Below are 19,482 nucleotides of genomic sequence, written 5' to 3' on the forward strand. Positions count from 1 at the left end.
CGGATGTACGGCGTGTGCCGCAGCCATCTTGTAGGCTGTGGAGATACGACCGCTCCATGCCGCGTCCGCGCTGGGCGGACATCCATGATGGCGAGCGTTAGCACCAAAAAGATATCATGTCATCACATGAGTTTTAGCGCTCAAAAATTTTTGACCGATCCGGATGCTCAGCCAGCCTCGCCGCCGGTCAGCTTCAAATACAGCTCATTGGCGCGGCCGATATGCTCGGCCATGGCGACGCTCGCGCCTTCCGGATCCCCGCTGGCGATCGCCTTGTAGATGCGTTCGTGCTCCTCGACCGTCAGGCGTTCGGCACCTTTCACCGCCACCAGGTCGCGCTTGAACCGCGACAGCCATTCGAGCATTCCCTTCGCCACCGCGGCTATCATGGAATTGCCGCTCATCTCGGCAATCACGGCGTGGAATTCCATGTCGGCGGCGACAAATCGCGCCTGGTCGCCCTTCGCATCGCGCAGGTGGCGCAGGGTCTCGGCAAGTCGCTCCAGGTTCTTGGCCGTGGCGCGCCGCGTGGCTATCCGCACCAGGCCGGTTTCCAACAAGAGCCTGACTTCCTTGAGTTCTTCGAGACCACGAGAGTTCGTCGCCAGCATCATGACCATCGCCGCGGAAACCTGATCGACGATCACCTCGGGCGTCGGATTGATGACGCGGGCACGTTCGCCGTGGGAAATCTTGATAAGGCCCATCTGCTGCAGCGTCAGCATGGCTTCGCGGATCGACGGGCGCCCGACGCCGATCATCGTCATCAATTCCTTTTCCGACGGCAATTGAGAGCCTGGCGGAAATTCGGATGTCGAGATCGCCGCCATCAGCCGGTCAAGCACCTCTACATACAACTTCTTCTTCTGGACCGGTTCCATGCATCCCTCCGCGATCATTCCTCCGGCATATCGATCCCGAGTCGCACCGGGAGGCAAGGCCCAGCGATCGATTGACATTACATATATGATGACCTAACGTCCACCCTGACCGGCGCCGATATGCCAAGCGACCGGCCAAAAGAGTTGCCGGAGCGAGCCGGCCTGATTGGCCAAGGCAAGAAAAAGACGAACCGGGCAGGCCGCTCTCGCTCTCGTCAGCGCAATCAAATGAGTCCCGCTACCGGCTTGCCTATTTGGTATGCTGGTATAACATGTAGATGGTATGGTGTCTCTCCGAGGGTGGGACGCCGTTACGGAATGGCATGCAAGCCGGCCATGCTGGCCGGTGTTTTTGGGAGGAAGTATCATGAAGTTTGCAATCGTAGCGGCGCTTGCCAGCACCGCGCTGGGGAGCGTGTTCGCACTGCCGGCAATGGCGTCTCCGGACGCCCCGGTGATCGCACTGACCAACGCCTATTACGGCAATACCTGGCGGCACCAGATGGTGGAGGCTTTCGAGGCCTCGGCCAAGGAAGCAAAGGCCGCTGGACAGATTTCCGACTACATCGTCATGAATGGCGACGGCTCAGTGGCGCAGCAGAACAGCCAGATCGCCGAACTGATCCTGAAGAAGGTCGACGTGCTTGCGGTCGATGCCGCCTCGGAAACCGCGGTCAACGGCATCATCGAGAAAGCCTGCAAGGCCGGCATCATCGTCGTGTCCTTCGATTCCGTCGCTTCCGCGCCCTGCAACTACCAGCTCAACTTCGATTTCAAGGGCTACAAGGCAACCCAGGCCGAGGCCGTCTTCAAGATGCTCGGCGGCAAGGGCAACGTCATCCAGGTGCGCGGCGTCAAGGGCTCGGCTCCCGACAACGACATGTTCAACGCCCAGCAGTCGGTGCTGGCGAAATATCCCGACATCAAGGTCGTCGCCACTGTCTATGGTCAGGCAACCGCCTCGGTCGCGCAGGCGGCCATCGCCAATGTGCTGCCCTCGCTGCCGCATGTTGATGCAGTGCTCGGCCAAGGCGGCAGCGACGATGTCGGCATCGCCCAGGCCTTCGTCCAATATGGTGGCGACTATGCCGGCAAGATGCCGATCATCGAAGGCGGCGGCGGCACCGATTTCGTCAAATGGTGGGCCGACGAGAATGCCAAGAACGGCTACCAGACGGTCTCGATGAACACCACGCCCGGCATTGGCGGCGCCGCGTTCTGGCTCGGACTGTCGCTGCTCAAAGGCGCCAAGGCACCCAAGATGATGATCATGCCGGTGGCGACGGTCGACGCCAGCAATCTCAAGGAGTATGCCAAGCTGCCGGGCGGCCAGATCATCAGCCCCAGCTATTCGCTCGACTGGGTCAAGCAGAACCTCTTGAGCAAGTAACGCGACCAGCACAATGGATCGGGCGCCGAAGGTCGCCCGGTCCATGGCCGTGAAGAAACGGAGGACGAATGTCCCATCTTGCCGTTGCCGATCAGAAGGGTGCCGCCATGGCGCCCGCCGCCTCGATCCGGCAGGAAATCGTCTCGCTTTCACAGATCACCAAGAGTTTCGGGCCGACGCTGGCGAATGCCGAGATCGACCTCGCCATTTCGGCCGGCGAGATCATCGGCCTCGTCGGCGGCAACGGCGCCGGCAAGTCGACGCTGATGCGCATTCTTTGCGGCACGATGTGGCCGACGCTGGGCTCGATCTCGTTCGCCGGCCAGGCGCTGAGCTTCGCCGGCTACGACACCGCGGAAGCGCAGCGGCGCGGCATCCGCATGGTGCACCAGGAACTGTCGCTGTGCGCCAACCTCTCCGTGGCCGAGAACTTCTTCCTGGAAACACCCGCGGACGCGGCGAGCCGGCCAGGCTGGCGGACGCTTTACAGGGCCCGCGCGCGCTCGGCGCTGGATGCGGTGTTTCCCGGCAACGGCATCGATGTGGATGCCGAAATCGGCCAGCTCTCCATCGCCGAGCGGCAGATGGTCGAGATCGCCCGCGCCGCCGCCACTCCCGGCGTCAGGCTCATCGTTCTCGATGAACCGACCTCCTCGCTCGATCTCGATCGCTCCAAGCAGTTGCGGGCTTTCATCCGCGAGCGGGCCAAGGCGGGGCTGGCCTTCATCTTCATCAGCCACAAGCTGAAGGAAATCATCGACATCGCCACACAGGTGGTGGTGCTGCGCAATGGGCGCACCGCCTGGCGCGGCGACGTGGTGGACACTTCGATCGACCGCCTGGTGCAACTCATGGGCGGCGACGCCAATCCGGTCCACCAGCACGGCGCTGCCGCCGTCGGCAGCGGGGGCGCGCTGGTGCGGCTGTCCGGAGACCTGACATCCGAGCTTGGCCGCGACATCGAGATCGCGCGCGGTGAAATCGTCGGACTGGCGGGGCTCGAGGGCAGCGGCCAGAAAGAGCTGCTGCATGCCATCTTCAAACCCGGAAAGGATGGCGCCGTCACCAGGACCGGTGAAGCAGGCTTCATTGCCGGCGACCGCCAGAAGGAAGGCGTATTCCCGCTTTGGAGCGTGCTGGGCAACATTTCCATCGGAAGCCTCGCTCGCCGGTCGTCGCTGGGCCTGGTCTCGGATCGGGTCAACCGCGAAACCGCAGCCGACGCCGCCGGCCGGCTGCGGCTCGACGAAAGCCGCTTCGGGTCCAACATACTGGAGCTGAGCGGCGGCAATCAGCAGAAGGCGCTGGTGGCCCGCGCTCTCGTCGCCGACACGCCGATCATCCTGCTCGACGATCCTACGCGCGGCGTCGACATCGCCACCAAGCAGGATTTCTACCGGCTCTGCAACGACATCGCGCGCAGTGGACGGACCCTCGTCTGGCACACGACCGAGGACGCCGAGCTGTTGGCCTGCGACCGCGTGCTGGTCTTTGCCGGCGGGCGGATCGTCAAGGAACTGACCGGCGCGGCGATCACGGAGGCCGCGATCGTCGGGGCATCCTTCGTCCAGCAAGCCGACAAGCGCACCGACGCCGCGCAGAGCAGTGCCGGTGCGGCCGGGCTTGCCCGCAGGCTGGTGAACGCAGCCCCCTTTATCGGTCTTGCCGCCGTGCTAGCGGTGATGATCTCGGCCAACCCGGCGGTTGCCTCGATATTCGGGCTCGACCTGCTGCTGATGCCGGCGCTGTCTCTGGTGCTGGTGACGGCAGCACAGATGTTCATCGTCGGCGGCAGCGAAATCGATCTCGGCGTCGGCGCTTTCGCCGGCCTGGTCAGCGTGCTCAGCGCCACGCTGCTCTACGATCAGCCATGGCTCGGCGCGCTGGCGCTTTTGGCGGCGGTCGCCGCCTATGCCGGTCTCGGCGGACTGATCCAGGCGCGCAAGATCCCGGCCATCGTCGTCACGCTCGGCGCCTCCTTCATCTGGGTGGGGCTGGGCTATGCGCTGCAGCCGACGCCGGGCGGCGCCAGTCCTGAATGGCTGACGGCGCTGTTCGGCTGGTCTCTCGACTTCTTGCCAACGTCCATCATCCTCATCGCCGCGGTCGCCCTGGTGGTCTTGGTGATCGACCGGCTGCCGCTCGGCGTGGTGCTGCGCGGCTTCGGCAACAATCCCACGGCAATGATCCGCTCTGGCTGGTCGCCGACGCGCTACGCGCTGGTGCGCTATCTCATCGCCGGGTTGTTCGCGGCCGCCGCAGGGCTGTCGCTGACGGCGATCAACACGGCGAGCGACATCAATTCCGGCAATTCCTTCACGCTGCTCAGCGTCGCCGCCGTGGTAATGGGCGGCTGCTCGCTGCTCGGCGGCATCGTCTCTCCGGTCGGCGCCATCGCCGGCGCGGTGACGCTGTCGCTGATCGGCGCGCTGCTCGGCACGCTCAATGTGAGCAGCGATTACAACGCGGCGACGCAAGGGCTGATCCTGATCGCCCTGTTGACGCTGCGTGGCCTGACCGCGGACCGCCGGAGCGAACAATGAACGCGCTGTCCGCCTTCACCTTCTGGGCGCAGAGGAACCGCTGGATCTGGGCGGCGATCGGGGTGCTGCTGCTGTGGCTGGTGCTCTCGGTGGTCACCAACCGGTTCAGCCTCTCCAGCCTGTCGGGCATCATTCTGTCGGCATCGTTCCTGACGGTCGTCGGCATCGGCCAGATGTTCGTCGTCACCACCGGGCGCGGCAACATCGACCTTTCCGTCGCCTCGGTGATCACGCTCAGCGCCTTCGTCGCGCTGCTGACCATCAAGGGTCAGGATGCCAACCTTGCCGTTGGTATTATCGCCGCGGTCCTGCTCGGCCTCGCGGTCGGGCTGCTCAATTCGCTGCTCGTTGTCGGCCTCGGCATTCCGGCCATCATCGCCACGCTGGCGACAGGCTATGTGCTGGCAACCGCGACGCTCTTGTCGAACAAGGCAATCCCCGGCTTTGCCGTCAGCCCGGCGCTGAAGGGCCTGGCGACGGGCCGCATTTCGGGTGTTCCGATCATGGCCGTCATCGCCATCCTGGGCGTGATGGCCGCCTCCTTCGTGCTGCGCTACACAGTGTTCGGACAGGTCCTGTCGGCGGTCGGCCAGAACAGGACCGCTGCCCGGCTCGCTGCCATCAAGAACGGCCGGGTGATCGCGGCGGCCTTCATCATCTCGTCGGTGCTGGCCTCGCTCGATGGACTGCTGCTCGGCGCCTATATCGGCGGCGCTTTCCTTGAAATGGGCCAACCCTATCTGCTGCAGTCGATCGCCGCTGTCGTGCTTGGCGGCACGCTGATCTTCGGCGGTTCGGCGACCGCGCTCGGCACCCTGTTCGCCAGCATCCTGCTGATCCTTATCGTCACCACCATGCAGATCATCGGGCTGCCTCCCGGCGCCCAGGACATCGTCCAGGGCGTCGTCGTCATCTTCGTGCTGGCGCTGGCTGGCCGACAGGCCCTGGCGCGGCGCGCTTCCGTCGATGTCACGGACGGGGCGGCTGCAAAGACAGCACCAGGCGCGGCCACACCTCAGCCGAAGTGACCAACAGCAACCAACGATTCCACTTGCCAAATTGTGGTAGAGTGATCATACCAGTATGTGAGATGACGATCGCGCGACGGTCGCCTGTTTGATCAAGGAGCAAGGGCCAGATGACAACGATTGCACTGTTCGGTGCGGGCGGGAAAATGGGCTACCGCCTGGCGACCAATTTTCGCGGTTCAGACTACAAGATCCGCCATGTCGAGATCAGCGAGGCCGGCAAGGAGCGCCTGAAGACCGGGCTGGGCATCGACACGGTCAGCGTCGACGAGGCGCTCAAGGGTGCCGAGGTCGTGATTCTGGCGGTGCCGGACACGCATATCGGCAAGGTCGCCACCGGCATCGAAAGCAAGCTTGCCCCAGGCACGATGGTGATCGTACTCGATGCTGCAGCCCCCTTCGCCGGGCATCTGCCTGATCGTGCCGATCTTACCTATTTCGTCACCCATCCCTGCCATCCGCCGATCTTCAACGACGAGACCGACATGGCCGCCAAGAAGGACTTTTTCGGCGGCGTCAAGGCCAAGCAGCATTTCGTCAGCGCCCTGATGCAAGGGCCGGAGGAAGACTACGCCAAGGGCGAGAAGATCGCCCAGATCATCTGGGCACCGGTGATGCGTTCGCACCGCGTGACGGTCGAACAGATGGCGCTGCTGGAGCCCGGCCTTTCGGAGACGGTGTGCGCCTCGCTGCTCGTCGTCATGAAGGAAGCCCTCGACGAGGTCGTGGCGCGCGGCGTCGACCGGCAGGCGGCGCTCGATTTCCTGCTCGGCCATATGAATGTGCTCGGCGCCGTCATCTTCGGCGAGACCAAGGGCGTGTTCTCCGATGCCTGCAACAAGGCGATCGAGTTCGGCAAGCCGGTGCTGATGCGCGACGACTGGAAGCGGGTCTTCGAACCGCAGGAGATCGCCGCCAGCATCCAGCGCATTACTTGAGAGGGCGCTGTCTTCCCTTCTCCCCTTGCGGGAGAAGGTGGCCTCGCGAAGCGAGGTCGGATGAGGGGTGCTCCAAGGAACGCTACGTCTCATTCCGCTGGAACACCCCTCAACCGTCTCGCCGCTACGCGGCGATCCACCTTCTCCCACAGGGGGAGAAGGAAAAAAGGGCGACCGCTTAGATACAGATCACCTGAATTAGTGGTTGACTCATCATACCAGTTGGCTTTAGCTGTTCGTGGGCTCGGATCGATCATGCTTCGCTGAAAATTCGAAGCCGGTGCGAGTGGAGGACGGCGGGGAGCGAGAGCAGTTCGGATGACAGCCGGCAAACGGCTTTGAACCCGGGCGGCGCGCAGCCTGCATCGCCAAGACGAATTCAAATGCAGACGATGGCCTCGATCGATCGAGGCACGGTTTTTCAACGGGAGGACTTCATGAAACTTACACGCAGAATGACGCTTGCGGCTTTCGCCGGCGTATTGGCACTCGGCACCGCGGCACCGGCCTTCGCGGCCGACCTGATCGCCATCATCACCCCCTCGCACGACAATCCGTTCTTCAAGGCGGAGGCCGTCGGCGCCGAGGCAAAGGCCAAGGAGCTTGGCTACGACACATTGGTGCTGGTCCATGATGACGACGCCAACAAGCAGTCCGAGCTGATCGACACCGCGATCGGCCGTGGCGCCAAGGCGATCATCCTCGACAATGCCGGCGCCGATGCCACCGTCGCCGCCGTGCAGAAAGCGAAGGACGCCGGCATTCCTTCCTTCCTGATCGACCGCGAGATCAATGCCACCGGCGTCGCCGTGGCGCAGATCGTCTCCAACAACTACCAGGGTGCCCAGCTCGGCGCGCAGGAATTCGTCAAGCTGATGGGCGAGAAGGGCAATTTCGTCGAGCTGGTCGGCAAGGAATCCGACACCAATGCCGGCATCCGCTCCAAGGGCTATCATGACGTCATCGACGACTATCCGGACTTGAAGATGGTCGCTCAGCAGTCGGCCAACTGGAGCCAGACGGAAGCCTATTCGAAGATGGAATCGATCCTGCAGGCCAATCCGGACATCAAGGGCGTCATCTCCGGCAACGACACGATGGCGATGGGTGCCTATGCGGCGCTTGCCGCGGCGAACCGCAAGGATGTCATCGTGGTCGGCTTCGACGGCTCCAACGACGTGCGCGACTCCATCACCTCCGGCGGCATCAAGGCCACGGTGCTGCAGCCGGCCTACGCCCAGGCGCAGATGGCGGTCGAGCAGGCCAACGACCTCATCAAGAACAAGAAGTCGCCCGAGAAGGAAAAGCAGCTGATGGACTGCGTTCTCGTCAATGGCGACAATGCCGCCAAGCTTGAGACCTTCGCGCTGAAGAACTGAGCCGGCGCAACGCAAACAGCGAGGGGCGAGCCTGAGGTTCGTCCCTCGCCTTCATTTCACTGGGATGCTTGACCGCGATGCTGAACAAGCCGACCTGGCCAGTCAAGGCGATCTGGCCGATCCTTGCCCTGACCGCCAGCATTGGCCTCGGCGCCTGCAAAATCCTGCCGACGCCGTCGGCGAAAGGCGACGCCAACGCGTCGGCCTTCAACCCGGACAAGATGGTCGAAGACATCTGGGCTTCGAAGGTCATCCCTTATCTCAGTCAGAAGGCCGGGCCGTTCGCCGAAGTCCATGCGCTGGCGAAGACGGATCAGGCGGCGGCCGGCGCCAAATACGGCAACCCCAAGAAGCAGGCGAATTCGCCATGGACCTTCGCGGTCCGCGTCGAAGGCAAGATCGTCGCGGCCAACACGCAGTCCCGCGCGGGCACGATGGATATCGACATCGACGGCGACGGCAAGGCGGATGCACGCGTCCAGATCGGGCCGGCAATGCGCGGAACGGCGTTGCGCGACAGCCTCGATTTCGTCCAGTTCAACGATTTCACCAACCAGATCGACTTCGCCCAGTTCGGCAAGGCGTTCAACGCCCATGCCGACAAGACGGTGCTGTCCAAGCTGCCGCGCGAGGCGCTGGAAGGCCGTACCGCCAAGGTGCTCGGCGCCTATACGATCGAAAGCAGCCAGGACCTGCCCTTGGTGACTCCGGCGGAGGCCGAGATCGGACCCAAGCCATGAGCACGGCGGCCGGTCACGACGTCATTTTGAAGCTGGAAGACGTCTCGAAGGTCTATGCCGGAACCGTCGCCGTCAAGCAGGCTAATTTCGAGGTGCGCAAGGGCGCGGTCAATGTCCTGGTCGGCGAAAACGGCGCCGGCAAATCGACGCTGATGAAGATCATCGCCGGCGTCGAGCAGCCGACGGCCGGACGCATCCTGCTCGACGGCAACGAAGTCTCGTTCTCGTCCTCCGGTGACGCGGTGAACCGCGGCATCGGCATGGTGTTCCAGGAACTGAATCTGTTCGGCAACATGACCGTCGCCGAGAACATTTTCGCCACCCGAGAGATCACCAACCGGTTCCGCAAGATCGACCGCAAGGAGCAGGAAAGGCGCGCGGGCACATTCCTCGAGCGGCTCGAGGCCGGGATACGGCCGGATATGCTGATCGAGGATCTGCGCATCGGCCAGCAGCAGCTTGTCGAGATCGCCAAGGCAGTTTCGCTCGACGCGCGCATCCTGATCATGGACGAGCCGACCTCGGCGCTGAGCGCCGCCGAAGTCGAGATCCTGTTCAAGGTGATCGCCGACCTCAAGTCGCGCGGCGTGGCGATCGTCTATATCTCGCACCGGCTGGAGGAGCTGATCCGCATCGGCGACTACATCACCGTGCTGCGCGACGGCCGCATCACCGGCCAGGAGGAGATGAGAAACGTCGACACCCAGTGGATCGTGCGGCAGATGATCGGCTCGGACGCCAAGGATTTCGCCAAGGCCGACGACCATGCGCCGGGCGAGGAAATCTTCCGCGCCGAGGACATCTGCCTGCCGCGCGCCACCGGCGGACTGGCGGTCGACCACGTCTCGCTGTCGCTACGCACCGGCGAGATCCTCGGCATCTACGGGCTGATGGGCGCCGGGCGCAGCGAGTTGTTCGACTGCATCATGGGCCGCCATGGGCATGCCAGCGGCAACATCTTCATCGACGGAAAACAGGTCCGGGAACGCGACACGACGCGCCGCATCCGGCGGGGTCTGGCGCTGATCCCGGAGGACCGGCAGCGCGAGGGCCTGGTGTCGATCCTCTCCGTCGCCAGCAATCTGACGCTGGCAAGCCTGTCGCGCTTCGTCAGCCTGTTCCACATCCGCGGCGCCGCCGAACGGCAGGCCGTGGCGCAGATGGTGCGGGAGCTCGCGATCAAGGTCGCCGATCCGGCGCAGGAGGTTTCGTCGCTGTCCGGCGGCAACCAGCAGAAGGTGGTGATCGGCAAGGCGCTGCTCACCGGACCCAAGGTGCTTCTGATGGATGAGCCCAGCCGCGGCATCGATGTCGGCGCCAAGGCCGATGTCTTTCGCACCATGCGCAAACTGTCGCGCGATGGGCTCGGCATCCTTTTCGCCACGTCCGATCTCGATGAGGTGATGGCGCTGTCCGACCGTATCGCGGTGATGAGCAATGGCAAACTGACCGGCATGTTCGAGCGCGCCGAGGCGACCGAAGCCGCGATCGTCGCCGCGTCAGCGCTCGGCCATGGACCTGTCCCCGCACATCCTGCCCCCGCAGATCTTGCCCCCATACATCTTGCCCCGCACATGGAGAGCAACGCCGATGACTGATATTCCGGCCAGGGCGGCTCATTCGTCGGCCGCCAGCGGTTCCGCACTGCTGACGCTGATGAAACTCAGGACCTTCATCGCGCTGATTGCCGTGCTGGTGTTCTTCTCGATCGCGGCGCCGAACTTCCTGTCGGCGGCCAATTTGATCCTGATGGCCAAGCACGTGGCGCTCAACGCCTTCCTGGCCATGGGCATGACCTTCGTCATCATCACCGGCGGCATCGATCTTTCGGTCGGCTCGATCGTCGGCCTGTGCGGCATGGTGGCCGGCTATCTCGTGCTCAACGGCATCGACCTGCAGATCGGCTACACAATCTATTTCAACGTTTTCGAGATCGCCTTGATCACGCTGGCGGTCGGCATCCTGATCGGCGCCGTCAACGGATTGCTGATCACCAGATTGAACGTGGCGCCCTTCATCGCCACGCTCGGCGTGCTCTACGTGGCGCGCGGCCTGGCGCTGCTGTCCTCGGACGGGCGCACCTTCCCCAATCTGGTCGGCAAGCCGGAACTCGGCACCACCGGCTTCGGCTTCCTAGGCGCCGGCCGGCTCGTCGGCCTGCCAGTGTCGATCTGGATCCTGATCGTGGTGGCGCTGGGTGCCGCCTATCTCGCCAGATACACCCCGCTCGGCCGCCACATCTTCGCCGTCGGCGGCAACGAGCGCGCGGCGCGGATCTCGGGCGTGCGCGTCAACATGGTCAAGATGTTCGTCTACATGTTCTCCGGTTTCTGCGCGGCGATCGTCGGCCTGATCATCTCGTCGGAGCTGATGGCCTCGCATCCGGCGACCGGCGAAAGCTTCGAATTGAATGCCATCGCCGCGGCGGTGCTTGGCGGCACCTCGATGTCGGGCGGCCGCGGTACCATCGGCGGCACCATCGTCGGCGCCTTCGTCATCGGTATCCTGTCGGACGGGCTGGTGATGATGGGGGTGAGTTCCTTCTGGCAGATGGTGATCAAGGGCCTCGTCATCATCGTCGCGGTGGTCGTCGATCAGGCGCAGCGCCGGCTTCAGCAGCGCGTCACGCTGATGCAGATGGCAAAGGCGGGCTGATCATGGCGGAATTGCGTGGAGCGCTGATCGGCTGCGGCTTCTTCGCCGTCAACCAGATGCATGCCTGGCGCGACATCGAGGGCGCCTCGATCATCGCCATCTGCGACCGCGATCCGGAACGGCTCCAGATCGTCGGCGACCAGTTCGGCATCTCCAGGCGCTACACCGATGCGGCGGCGATGTTTGCAGGCGAGACACTCGACTTCGTCGACATCGCCACGACCGTCGGCAGCCACCGGCCGCTGGTCGAGTTGGCAGCCAGCCACCGCGTTCCGGTGATCTGCCAGAAACCGTTCGCGCCGAGCCTCGCCGACGCCAAGGCGATGGTCGCGGCCTGCGCCGCGGCCGGCGTGCCGCTGATGGTGCACGAGAACTTTCGCTGGCAATCGCCGATCCAGGCGGTGCGCGCAGTGCTCGACAGCGGCGAGATCGGCACACCCTTCTTCGGACGCATCTCCTTCCGCTCCGCCTATGACGTGTTTTCCGGCCAGCCTTACCTGGCAACCGGAAAACGCTTCATCATCGAGGATCTCGGTATCCACATTCTCGACATCGCCCGTTTTCTGTTGGGCGACGTATCGAGCCTCACTGCCCGCACCGCGCGCATCAATCCCGCCATTGCCGGCGAGGATGTCGCCACGATGCTGATGGACCACGAAAGCGGTGCCACCTCGGTTGTGGATTGCAGCTACGCGACAAAGCTCGCCGTCGAGCCGTTTCCCGAAACACTGATCGAGATCGATGGCAGCGACGGCACGATCCGGCTGGCGCAGGCGTACCAACTCACCGTCACCGGCAAGAGCGGCACGACGGTCAGGGACATTTCGCCGCCGCTACTGCCCTGGGCATCGCGGCCATGGCACAACATCCAGGAAAGCGTGCTGGCGATCCAGCGGCACTGGGTCGACTGCCTTGTCGGCGGCAAGGAGCCGGCGACCTCGGGCGCCGACAATCTCAAGACGTTAGCGCTGATCGAGGCTGCCTATGCCGGCGCCGCGAGCCGCGAACCGGTGCGGATGGACGAGCTGTTGAAATGAGCGTGGATGGCTTCCTCCTCTGCGGCACACGCGCGGCGGAAGCCAGACCGGTCCGGCTCAGCGCCGGCCCGCTCAGCGCCGATTTGGTCAACGGCAATTTGCGCAGCATCCGCCATGGCGGCACCGAGGTGCTGCGCGCCATCGCCTATATCGTGCGGGACCGCGACTGGGGCACCTACGAACCCGTGCTGGCGGACTTGACCATCGACCAGGGCGCCGATGCTTTCTGCGTCGGCTACACCGCAAGCTGCACCGGACCGGGCGAAAGCCGGCTCGCCTTCCGCGCCACCATCAAGGGAGCGGCCGACGGCCGGCTGGTGTTCGACGTCAGCGCGCTGCCCGAAAGCGATTTCGAGACCAACCGCTGCGGCTTCTGCATCCTGCATCCGATCGCGGGGCTTGCCGGCAGCCCGGTGACCATCGAGCATACAGACGGCAGCGTGGTGGACACGATACTGCCCGACCTGATCGACCCCTGGCAGCCTTTCAAGGATTTGCGCGCCATCACGCATGCGGTGCGGCCCGGCGTCACTGTCGAGTGCCGGATGGAAGGCGACACATTCGAGATGGAGGACCAGCGCAACTGGTCCGATGCCTCCTACAAGACCTATGTGCGGCCGCTGGCGCTGCCCTGGCCCTATGTGCTGCCGGCGGGCGAACCGGTGCGCCAGACAATCAGCCTGCGCATTGCGGGCGACGCCGGGCCTTCGGCCACGGCTTCGGGCAATGAGCCGGTCCGCATCGAGCTTGGCGAAGCCGGACCAAGACTGCCCGATATCGGCGTGGTCATTTATCCCGAGGATGTGGAGGCAGCGCTGGCGAACCTGCCGACGCTGTCGAAGCTCGGCCCACAGCAGCTTTTGCTCCACTTCGACCCGACGCGCGGCCACGGGGTCGAAGCCTTGCGCGCCCATGCCCGGCTTGCCGCCGCTTGCCCCGCTGCAACAACGCTCGAATGCGTTGTCGCCTGCACCGGCGATCTCGATGCCGAACTCGCAGCGGTCGCCGACATGGTGCGCCAGGCGGGCCTGCGGCTCGACGCCGTCGCGGTATCGCCTTCGGTCGACCGGCAGTCGACGCCGCCGGGCAGTGCCTGGCCGGCATGCCCGCCGCTCGAGGATGTCTACGCCGCCGCCCGCCGCGCCTTTCCCGATATCCGTCTCGGCGGCGGCATGTTCAGCTATTTCACCGAGCTCAACCGCAAGCGCGTTCCGGCCGGGCTGCTCGATTTCGTCACCCACTGCACCTGCCCGATCGTGCATGCCGCCGACGATCTCAGCGTGATGCAGTCGCTGGAGGCATTGCCGTTCATCACCCGGTCGGTGGGGGCGATCTTCGGCGACAAGCCCTACCGGATCGGGCCGTCCACCATCGCCATGCGGCAGAACCCCTATGGCGGCGCGACCAAGGACAATTTTGACGGCCAGCGCATCGCCATGGCCAATCGCGATCCGCGTCATGCCGCCCAGTTCGCCGCCGCATGGACGATCGGCTATGCCGCGCGCGTCGCGCCGGCCGGATTGGAGGTGCTGACGCTGTCCGGCTTCACGGGGCCGTTCGGCGTGCTGGCGGCATCCGGGGAACCTGCCGCCGAGGGATCGCCGCGGCCGATCTTCCAGGCCATCTCCGCGCTTTGCGGATTGGCTGGGCTCGCGCACGTTGCCGCGAAAACAAGCGACGAGACGCGGGTGCTGGCGCTGGCCGGGCGCTCCGCTTCGGGCGAGACCATCGCATGGCTGGCCAACCTGACGGCGGACGATGTCGCGGTCGACGCTTCCGCGCTTGGCGGGGGCCGTCTCGTCATGTCGCCCTACGCCATCGCCCGATTTGGCTAGACGCAGAGCCTACTTCTCGGAATTCATCACATAGAGCGCGCGCGAGCGTTCGAGATGCTTGATCATTGCCTTCTCGGCGCCGTCGGCATCTTTGTGCTCGATGCGGTCGATGATCTCCTCGTGCTCGGTCAGCGTGTACTTTTCCTTGCCGGTCCAGATCAGCATCTCGGTGTGGTATTCCTTCAGCCAGCCGAGCATCGCCTCGCTGACGGCGACATAGATCGGGTTGCCCGAAATCGCCGCGATCCGGCTGTGAAATTTCATGTCGGCGGAAATGAAGGCTTCCGAATTGCCGCGTGCGCCGCGCTGCTCGGCAACGGTTTCCTTGAGCTGCTGCACATCCTCGGCGGTGGCCCTTTCGGCGGCCTCCTTGACCATGCCGCGCTCGAAGAAGATGCGCGCGCTCTTCAGATGCTCGAGCGTGTCCTTCGATGAAGACAGGATGATCTTGGCCGCACCGTCGACCTGTCTGATGATCGACTTGGCGGTCAGCTGCAGCACCTTGGCCCGCTCGCCATGCGAGATGGCGACAAGGCCCATATTGCTCAACGCCTGCATGGCCTCGCGGATCGCAGGCCGGCCGACCTCGAAGCGCTCCATCAATTCGCGCTCCGACGGCATGTCATCGCCCGGCTGCAATTCGCCGCTGGTGATCAGCCGCTTCAGCCTCGCAAAGACTTCGTCGGAAAGCTTGCGCCGGACGATCGGTTCCGAACGGTTCATCGCCGCGAATCACTCCCTTGCCCCGATTCCTGTGTAGCATTCCGGGCAGGACTATCGGAATGCCTGCCCTTAACCGACGCCCGTCGCGGCAGCCGGGATATTTGCTTGCAATACTTATGTACTCATTATACCAGATTTCATTCGCAACGAAACTTTTTTCGAACCCTTTCGACCGGCCAGTCCATCATGATCATCCTCACCTATCGCATCGAAACCTCAGGCAGCATAGAAGCCCTGGCGGCCAAGATCGCCAGCGACCAGTCGACCGGCACCTTCGTTGCGCTGCCCGGCGAGACCGAAGAGCTGAAGGCGCGCGTGGCGGCACGGGTGCTGGCGATCCGGCACCTGCCCGATGCGGAGCAGCCGTCCATTCCCGAGGCCGGAACCGGGCCTTTCAGGCGCGCCGATGTCGATATCGCCTTTCCGTTCGATGCCATCGGCACCGACCTCTCGGCGCTGATGACCATCGCGATCGGTGGCACCTATTCGATCAAGGGCCTGTCGGGCATCCGCGTCGTTGACATGAAGCTGCCGCAAGAATTCAGGGGCGCCCATCCGGGGCCGCAATTCGGCGTTGCCGGCAGCCGCAGGCTGACCGGTGTCGAGGGCCGTCCGATCATCGGCACCATCGTCAAGCCGGCGCTGGGCCTGCGACCGCACGAGACGGCCGCCATGGTCGGCGAACTGATCGCGGCCGGCGTCGATTTCATCAAGGACGATGAGAAGCTGATGAGCCCGGCCTACTCGCCACTGGCGGAGCGGGTGAAGGCGATCATGCCGCTGATCCTCGATCACGAGCAGAAGACCGGCAAGAAGGTGATGTATGCCTTCGGCATCTCGCATGCCGACCCGGACGAGGTGATGCGCAACCACGATATGGTGCTCAAGGCCGGCGGCAATTGCGCGGTCATCAACATCAACTCAATCGGCTTCGGCGGCATGGCTTACCTCAGAAAGCGTTCCGGCCTGGTGCTGCATGCCCACCGCAACGGCTGGGACATCCTGACCCGCCATCCCGGCCTCGGCATGGACTTCAAGGTCTGGCAGCAGTTCTGGCGGCTGCTCGGCGTCGACCAGTTCCAGATCAACGGCATCGCCTCGAAATACTGGGAGCCGGACGCATCTTTCATTGCCTCCTTCGAGGCGGTGACGACGCCGCTGTTCTCACCTGATGATTGCGCTCTGCCGGTCGCCGGTTCGGGCCAATGGGGCGGACAGGCGCCCGAGACCTACGAGCGCACCGGGCGCACGGTCGATCTGCTCTATCTCTGCGGCGGCGGCATCGTCAGCCATCCGGACGGCCCGGGTGCCGGCGTGCGCGCCGTCCAGCAGGCCTGGCAGGCCGCCGTCGAGGGTATTTCCTTGGCGGACTACGCAAGCAGCCATGTCGAACTGGCGCGCTCGATCGAGAAGTTCGGCGACGGCAAGGCCGCGTGAGCGAGGCCATGCAGAAGCTGCTGCTCAGTTACTATGGCGACGATCTCACCGGCTCGACCGACGTCATGGAGGCACTCGAACTCGGCGGCGTGCCGACGGTGCTGTTCATGCGCCAGCCCGACCAGCCCTTGCTGGAGCGATTTTCGCATTGCCGCGCCATGGGACTGGCGGGCACGAGCCGCAGCGAAACGCCGCAATGGATGGACGAAAACCTGGTGCCGGCCTTCGAGTGGCTAAGGGGGCTCAAGGCGGCGGTTTGCCACTACAAGATCTGCTCGACCTTCGATTCCAGCCCGACGATCGGCAGCATCGGCCGCGCCATAGAAATCGGCAGGGGTGTCTTCGGCCAGAAGGCCGTGCCGGTGGTTGTCGGGGCGCCTCAGCTCAAGCGCTATACAGCGTTCGGGAACCTCTTCGCTGCATTCCGCGGCGACTATTTCCGCATCGACCGGCACCCCGTCATGAGCCGGCATCCGGTGACGCCGATGAACGAGGCCGATCTGCTCCTCCATCTGTCTCGCCAGACCGGTCTCGCTTCCGGCCTTGTCGACCTGGCGGCATTGCAGGCCGACGATCTTCCACAACGGGTCGACCAGGCCTTACAAAACAGGGCAATCGTCCTGTTCGACGTCGAGAGCCGCCAGACGCAGAAGCGCGTCGGCGAACAGGTCTGGCGCATGTGCGAACAAGGCCATGGTTTCGTCGTCGGATCCTCGGGCGTCGAATATGCCCTGCTTGCCGAATGGGCAGACAAAGGCATCGCCACAGGGCATGCGCCCTTTACGCCACCCGGTCCGGTCGACAGGCTCGCCGTGGTCTCGGGCAGTGTGTCGCCGACCACCGAGAAGCAGATCCGCTTTGCGCTTGCGCACGGATTTGACGGCATTCAGATGGACGCCATGCAGTTGGTCTCGGAGGGCGCCGGCGAGGCGATCGAGCGTGCCGTCGCCAGCGGATTGTCGAGCCTGGCGGCGGGGCGCAGCGTGATCCTCTACACCGCGCTCGGTCCCCAGGCCGATCGCAGTGCCGAGATCGACCATATCGAAGGCGCACGCAACAGGCTGGGACGGGCGCTGGGAACCATCCTGCGCCGGCTGGTGGCGACAGAGAAACTCAAGCGCGCGGTGATCGCCGGCGGCGACACGTCGAGCCACGCGCTGGGACAGTTGTCCATCGATGCGCTGACCGTGCGCATGCCGTTGCCGCAATCGCCCGGCTCGCCGCTTTGTCTCGCCCATGGCGGCGGCGAGATCGACGGGCTCGAAATCGCGCTGAAGGGCGGCCAGGTCGGCACCGACGCCTATTTCGAGACGATCCGGCTGGGAAGCTAGGACACGCTCGATGGCAGACTAAGCCAGCGCCACGACCACGTGAGCCTGGATTTTGGCTGCGACCTCGCCGCTGCCATGCCTTTCCGCGATCGCGGCCGCGGCATAGTCGGTTGCGGCTTCCAGTTTTCCGGCGTCCCTAGCCTCGATCTCGCTGCGAAGAACCGTCCCCTTGCAATAGGCAACGGCCGGCAGGCGCGGCGAGGATGCGCGGCTCTGTTCGGCTCTGGTCTCGATCACCACATGGGTGAAACCCGCGTCTTCCAGATCGCCGCGGATCAGGGCCGTATCGTGATAGCCATGGGGTGTGCGCGCCAGAAAGCGCGGCGGATCGTCCGGAAACATCCTTGCGAGAGCATTCGTCACATCATCGGCAAACACGTTCTCCTCGATGCGATCCCAGACGTTGAACAGGAAGTGTCCGCCGGGCTTCAGCACCCGCTTCGCTTCGCGGTAGGCGGCTGAGCGGTTGGGAAAGAACATCGCGCCGAATTGGCAACAGACGACATCGAAGGCCGCATCCTCGAACGGCAGCGCCATGGCATCCGCCTGGCGCCATGTGATGCGGCTGTCGGGAGCTTGTCGCGAAGCGGCGTAGTCGAGCATGGGCTGGTTGAGGTCGCTCACGACATAGCTTGCGCCAGGGGACAGTTTTGGCGCCAATACGCGGGTGACCACCCCGGTGCCCGCGGCGATTTCCAAGACGGCACCGGGCGACAGGGACGCAGCCCGCCGTGCCAGATCGGCGGCGAAAGGTTCGAAAATCAACGGCACCATATAGCGGTCGTAGTTTTCCGGGATCGAACCGGTAAAGGCCTTATCCGTTTCCAACATTGCTATCCCCCCGCAGTCGGTTTGAAACCTCGCGAGACCGGCATGCGATTGTCCCTCTGCGGCGCAATCGCAAGGAGCCGACCTGCTTCAGCCCCTATCTCTACCACGCCCGTGACCTGGTCGCGACAGGCTTGCGCTGGGCGTCAACGAGCCCAGACCTAGTATAGCGGCCGGCTCATATGTTGGGGCGTTGGCCATTGCGTGGTCACGCCGGGCTGCACCGGCCGCTCGAGATAGGTCGACAGCACCACATAGCTGCGTGTCGAGGTGACGCCAGGCGTTTCATAGAGACGCGACAGCAATCCTTCGAGCGCCCTCGGATCCTCGGTACGCACCTTGAGCAGCACGCAGGTGTCGCCGGCGACGGTGTGGATCTCCTCGACTTCCGGATATTGCGAGATCGCCATCAGTTCCGGCGTCTTGCCCCAGCCCTTGGTGTCGATATGCACGAAGGCGAGCAGCGGCTTTCGCACCGCATTGGGGTCGATGATGACAGCCGTGCCGCGTATGGCGCCGCTGCGCCGCAGGCGCTTGACCCGCTCATGGGCGGCGGGCGGCGAAAGGCCGACACGGTCACCCAGTTCGGCGTAGCTGACCGTGGCGTCCTCGACGAGAACGCCTAATATCTTTCGGTCGATCGCGTCGACATCACGGGGTGCTGGCCTGTTCTGCCGAATGCCATCTGTTTCTTCATCCATATCGATAATCCCGATTGCTACAGAATTTAATACGGC

The 19,482-nt window shown here is 64.2% G+C and carries 16 protein-coding genes; 12 read left to right on the forward strand and 4 right to left on the reverse strand.

Annotation, left to right across the window (positions count from 1 at the left end):
* Positions 1 to 167 precede the first annotated feature (167 nt).
* Positions 168 to 881 (reverse strand): transcriptional regulator NanR, encoded by a 714-nt coding sequence (gene nanR, locus FJ978_RS14960; RefSeq protein ID WP_140572723.1) that lies wholly within the window; start codon positions 879 to 881, stop codon positions 168 to 170.
* Between the two features lie 367 nt (positions 882 to 1,248).
* Between nanR and FJ978_RS14965 the strand changes: the two genes are divergently transcribed.
* From FJ978_RS14965 to FJ978_RS15010, 10 genes are all read left to right on the forward strand, one after another.
* Positions 1,249 to 2,271, forward strand: coding sequence for an ABC transporter substrate-binding protein (locus FJ978_RS14965; RefSeq protein ID WP_140572724.1), 1,023 nt, complete (start codon positions 1,249 to 1,251; stop codon positions 2,269 to 2,271).
* Between the two features lie 68 nt (positions 2,272 to 2,339).
* Positions 2,340 to 4,814, forward strand: a complete 2,475-nt coding sequence (locus FJ978_RS14970) for an ATP-binding cassette domain-containing protein (protein ID WP_140572725.1) — start codon at positions 2,340 to 2,342, stop codon at positions 4,812 to 4,814.
* The gene (locus tag FJ978_RS14975; RefSeq protein WP_140572726.1) at positions 4,811 to 5,842 is read left to right on the forward strand and encodes an ABC transporter permease; all 1,032 of its coding nucleotides are present in this window, start codon (positions 4,811 to 4,813) and stop codon (positions 5,840 to 5,842) included. The genes FJ978_RS14970 and FJ978_RS14975 overlap by 4 nt, the downstream gene beginning before the upstream one ends.
* Positions 5,843 to 5,952: 110 nt before the next feature.
* Complete coding sequence (locus tag FJ978_RS14980; RefSeq protein ID WP_140572727.1) at positions 5,953 to 6,780, forward strand: phosphogluconate dehydrogenase C-terminal domain-containing protein; 828 nt, start codon at positions 5,953 to 5,955, stop codon at positions 6,778 to 6,780.
* Positions 6,781 to 7,217: 437 nt separating this feature from the next.
* The gene (locus FJ978_RS14985; RefSeq protein WP_013896812.1) at positions 7,218 to 8,159 is read left to right on the forward strand and encodes a D-ribose ABC transporter substrate-binding protein; all 942 of its coding nucleotides are present in this window, start codon (positions 7,218 to 7,220) and stop codon (positions 8,157 to 8,159) included.
* A 77-nt stretch (positions 8,160 to 8,236) separates the two neighbouring features.
* Complete coding sequence (locus FJ978_RS14990; RefSeq protein ID WP_140572728.1) at positions 8,237 to 8,899, forward strand: DUF2291 family protein; 663 nt, start codon at positions 8,237 to 8,239, stop codon at positions 8,897 to 8,899.
* Positions 8,896 to 10,497: a sugar ABC transporter ATP-binding protein gene (locus tag FJ978_RS14995; RefSeq protein WP_140572729.1), complete on the forward strand. Its 1,602-nt coding sequence runs from the start codon at positions 8,896 to 8,898 to the stop codon at positions 10,495 to 10,497. Before FJ978_RS14990 ends, FJ978_RS14995 begins: the two co-directional genes overlap by 4 nt.
* Complete coding sequence (locus FJ978_RS15000) at positions 10,490 to 11,554, forward strand: ABC transporter permease (RefSeq protein WP_013896815.1); 1,065 nt, start codon at positions 10,490 to 10,492, stop codon at positions 11,552 to 11,554. The genes FJ978_RS14995 and FJ978_RS15000 overlap by 8 nt, the downstream gene beginning before the upstream one ends.
* A 2-nt stretch (positions 11,555 to 11,556) precedes the next feature.
* Positions 11,557 to 12,591, forward strand: a complete 1,035-nt coding sequence (locus tag FJ978_RS15005) for a Gfo/Idh/MocA family oxidoreductase (protein ID WP_013896816.1) — start codon at positions 11,557 to 11,559, stop codon at positions 12,589 to 12,591.
* The gene (locus FJ978_RS15010) at positions 12,588 to 14,426 is read left to right on the forward strand and encodes a hypothetical protein (protein WP_013896817.1); all 1,839 of its coding nucleotides are present in this window, start codon (positions 12,588 to 12,590) and stop codon (positions 14,424 to 14,426) included. Before FJ978_RS15005 ends, FJ978_RS15010 begins: the two co-directional genes overlap by 4 nt.
* Before the next feature lie 9 nt (positions 14,427 to 14,435).
* Here the strand turns inward: FJ978_RS15010 and FJ978_RS15015 are convergent, their stop codons facing one another.
* Positions 14,436 to 15,149: a transcriptional regulator NanR gene (locus FJ978_RS15015; protein WP_013896818.1), complete on the reverse strand. Its 714-nt coding sequence runs from the start codon at positions 15,147 to 15,149 to the stop codon at positions 14,436 to 14,438.
* 186 nt (positions 15,150 to 15,335) lie between these two features.
* Here FJ978_RS15015 and oiaX point away from each other — a divergent pair, with 186 nt between their 5' ends.
* On the forward strand, positions 15,336 to 16,586 hold the full coding sequence (oiaX, locus tag FJ978_RS15020; protein ID WP_140572730.1) for a 3-oxo-isoapionate-4-phosphate decarboxylase OiaX: 1,251 nt from the start codon (positions 15,336 to 15,338) through the stop codon (positions 16,584 to 16,586).
* Positions 16,587 to 16,594: 8 nt separating this feature from the next.
* The gene (locus FJ978_RS15025; protein WP_013896820.1) at positions 16,595 to 17,917 is read left to right on the forward strand and encodes a four-carbon acid sugar kinase family protein; all 1,323 of its coding nucleotides are present in this window, start codon (positions 16,595 to 16,597) and stop codon (positions 17,915 to 17,917) included.
* Positions 17,918 to 17,935: 18 nt separating this feature from the next.
* Here the strand turns inward: FJ978_RS15025 and FJ978_RS15030 are convergent, their stop codons facing one another.
* Both FJ978_RS15030 and FJ978_RS15035 read right to left on the reverse strand, forming a co-directional pair.
* Positions 17,936 to 18,748 carry a class I SAM-dependent methyltransferase gene (locus tag FJ978_RS15030; RefSeq protein WP_140572731.1) on the reverse strand — a complete coding sequence of 271 codons (813 nt, stop codon included), beginning with the start codon at positions 18,746 to 18,748 and terminating at the stop codon, positions 17,936 to 17,938.
* Positions 18,749 to 18,906: 158 nt separating this feature from the next.
* The gene (locus FJ978_RS15035; RefSeq protein WP_023764820.1) at positions 18,907 to 19,446 is read right to left on the reverse strand and encodes an Lrp/AsnC family transcriptional regulator; all 540 of its coding nucleotides are present in this window, start codon (positions 19,444 to 19,446) and stop codon (positions 18,907 to 18,909) included.
* Positions 19,447 to 19,482: the final 36 nt, after the last annotated feature.

This window comes from Mesorhizobium sp. B1-1-7 (assembly GCF_006442705.1).
GTDB lineage: Bacteria > Pseudomonadota > Alphaproteobacteria > Rhizobiales > Rhizobiaceae > Mesorhizobium > Mesorhizobium opportunistum.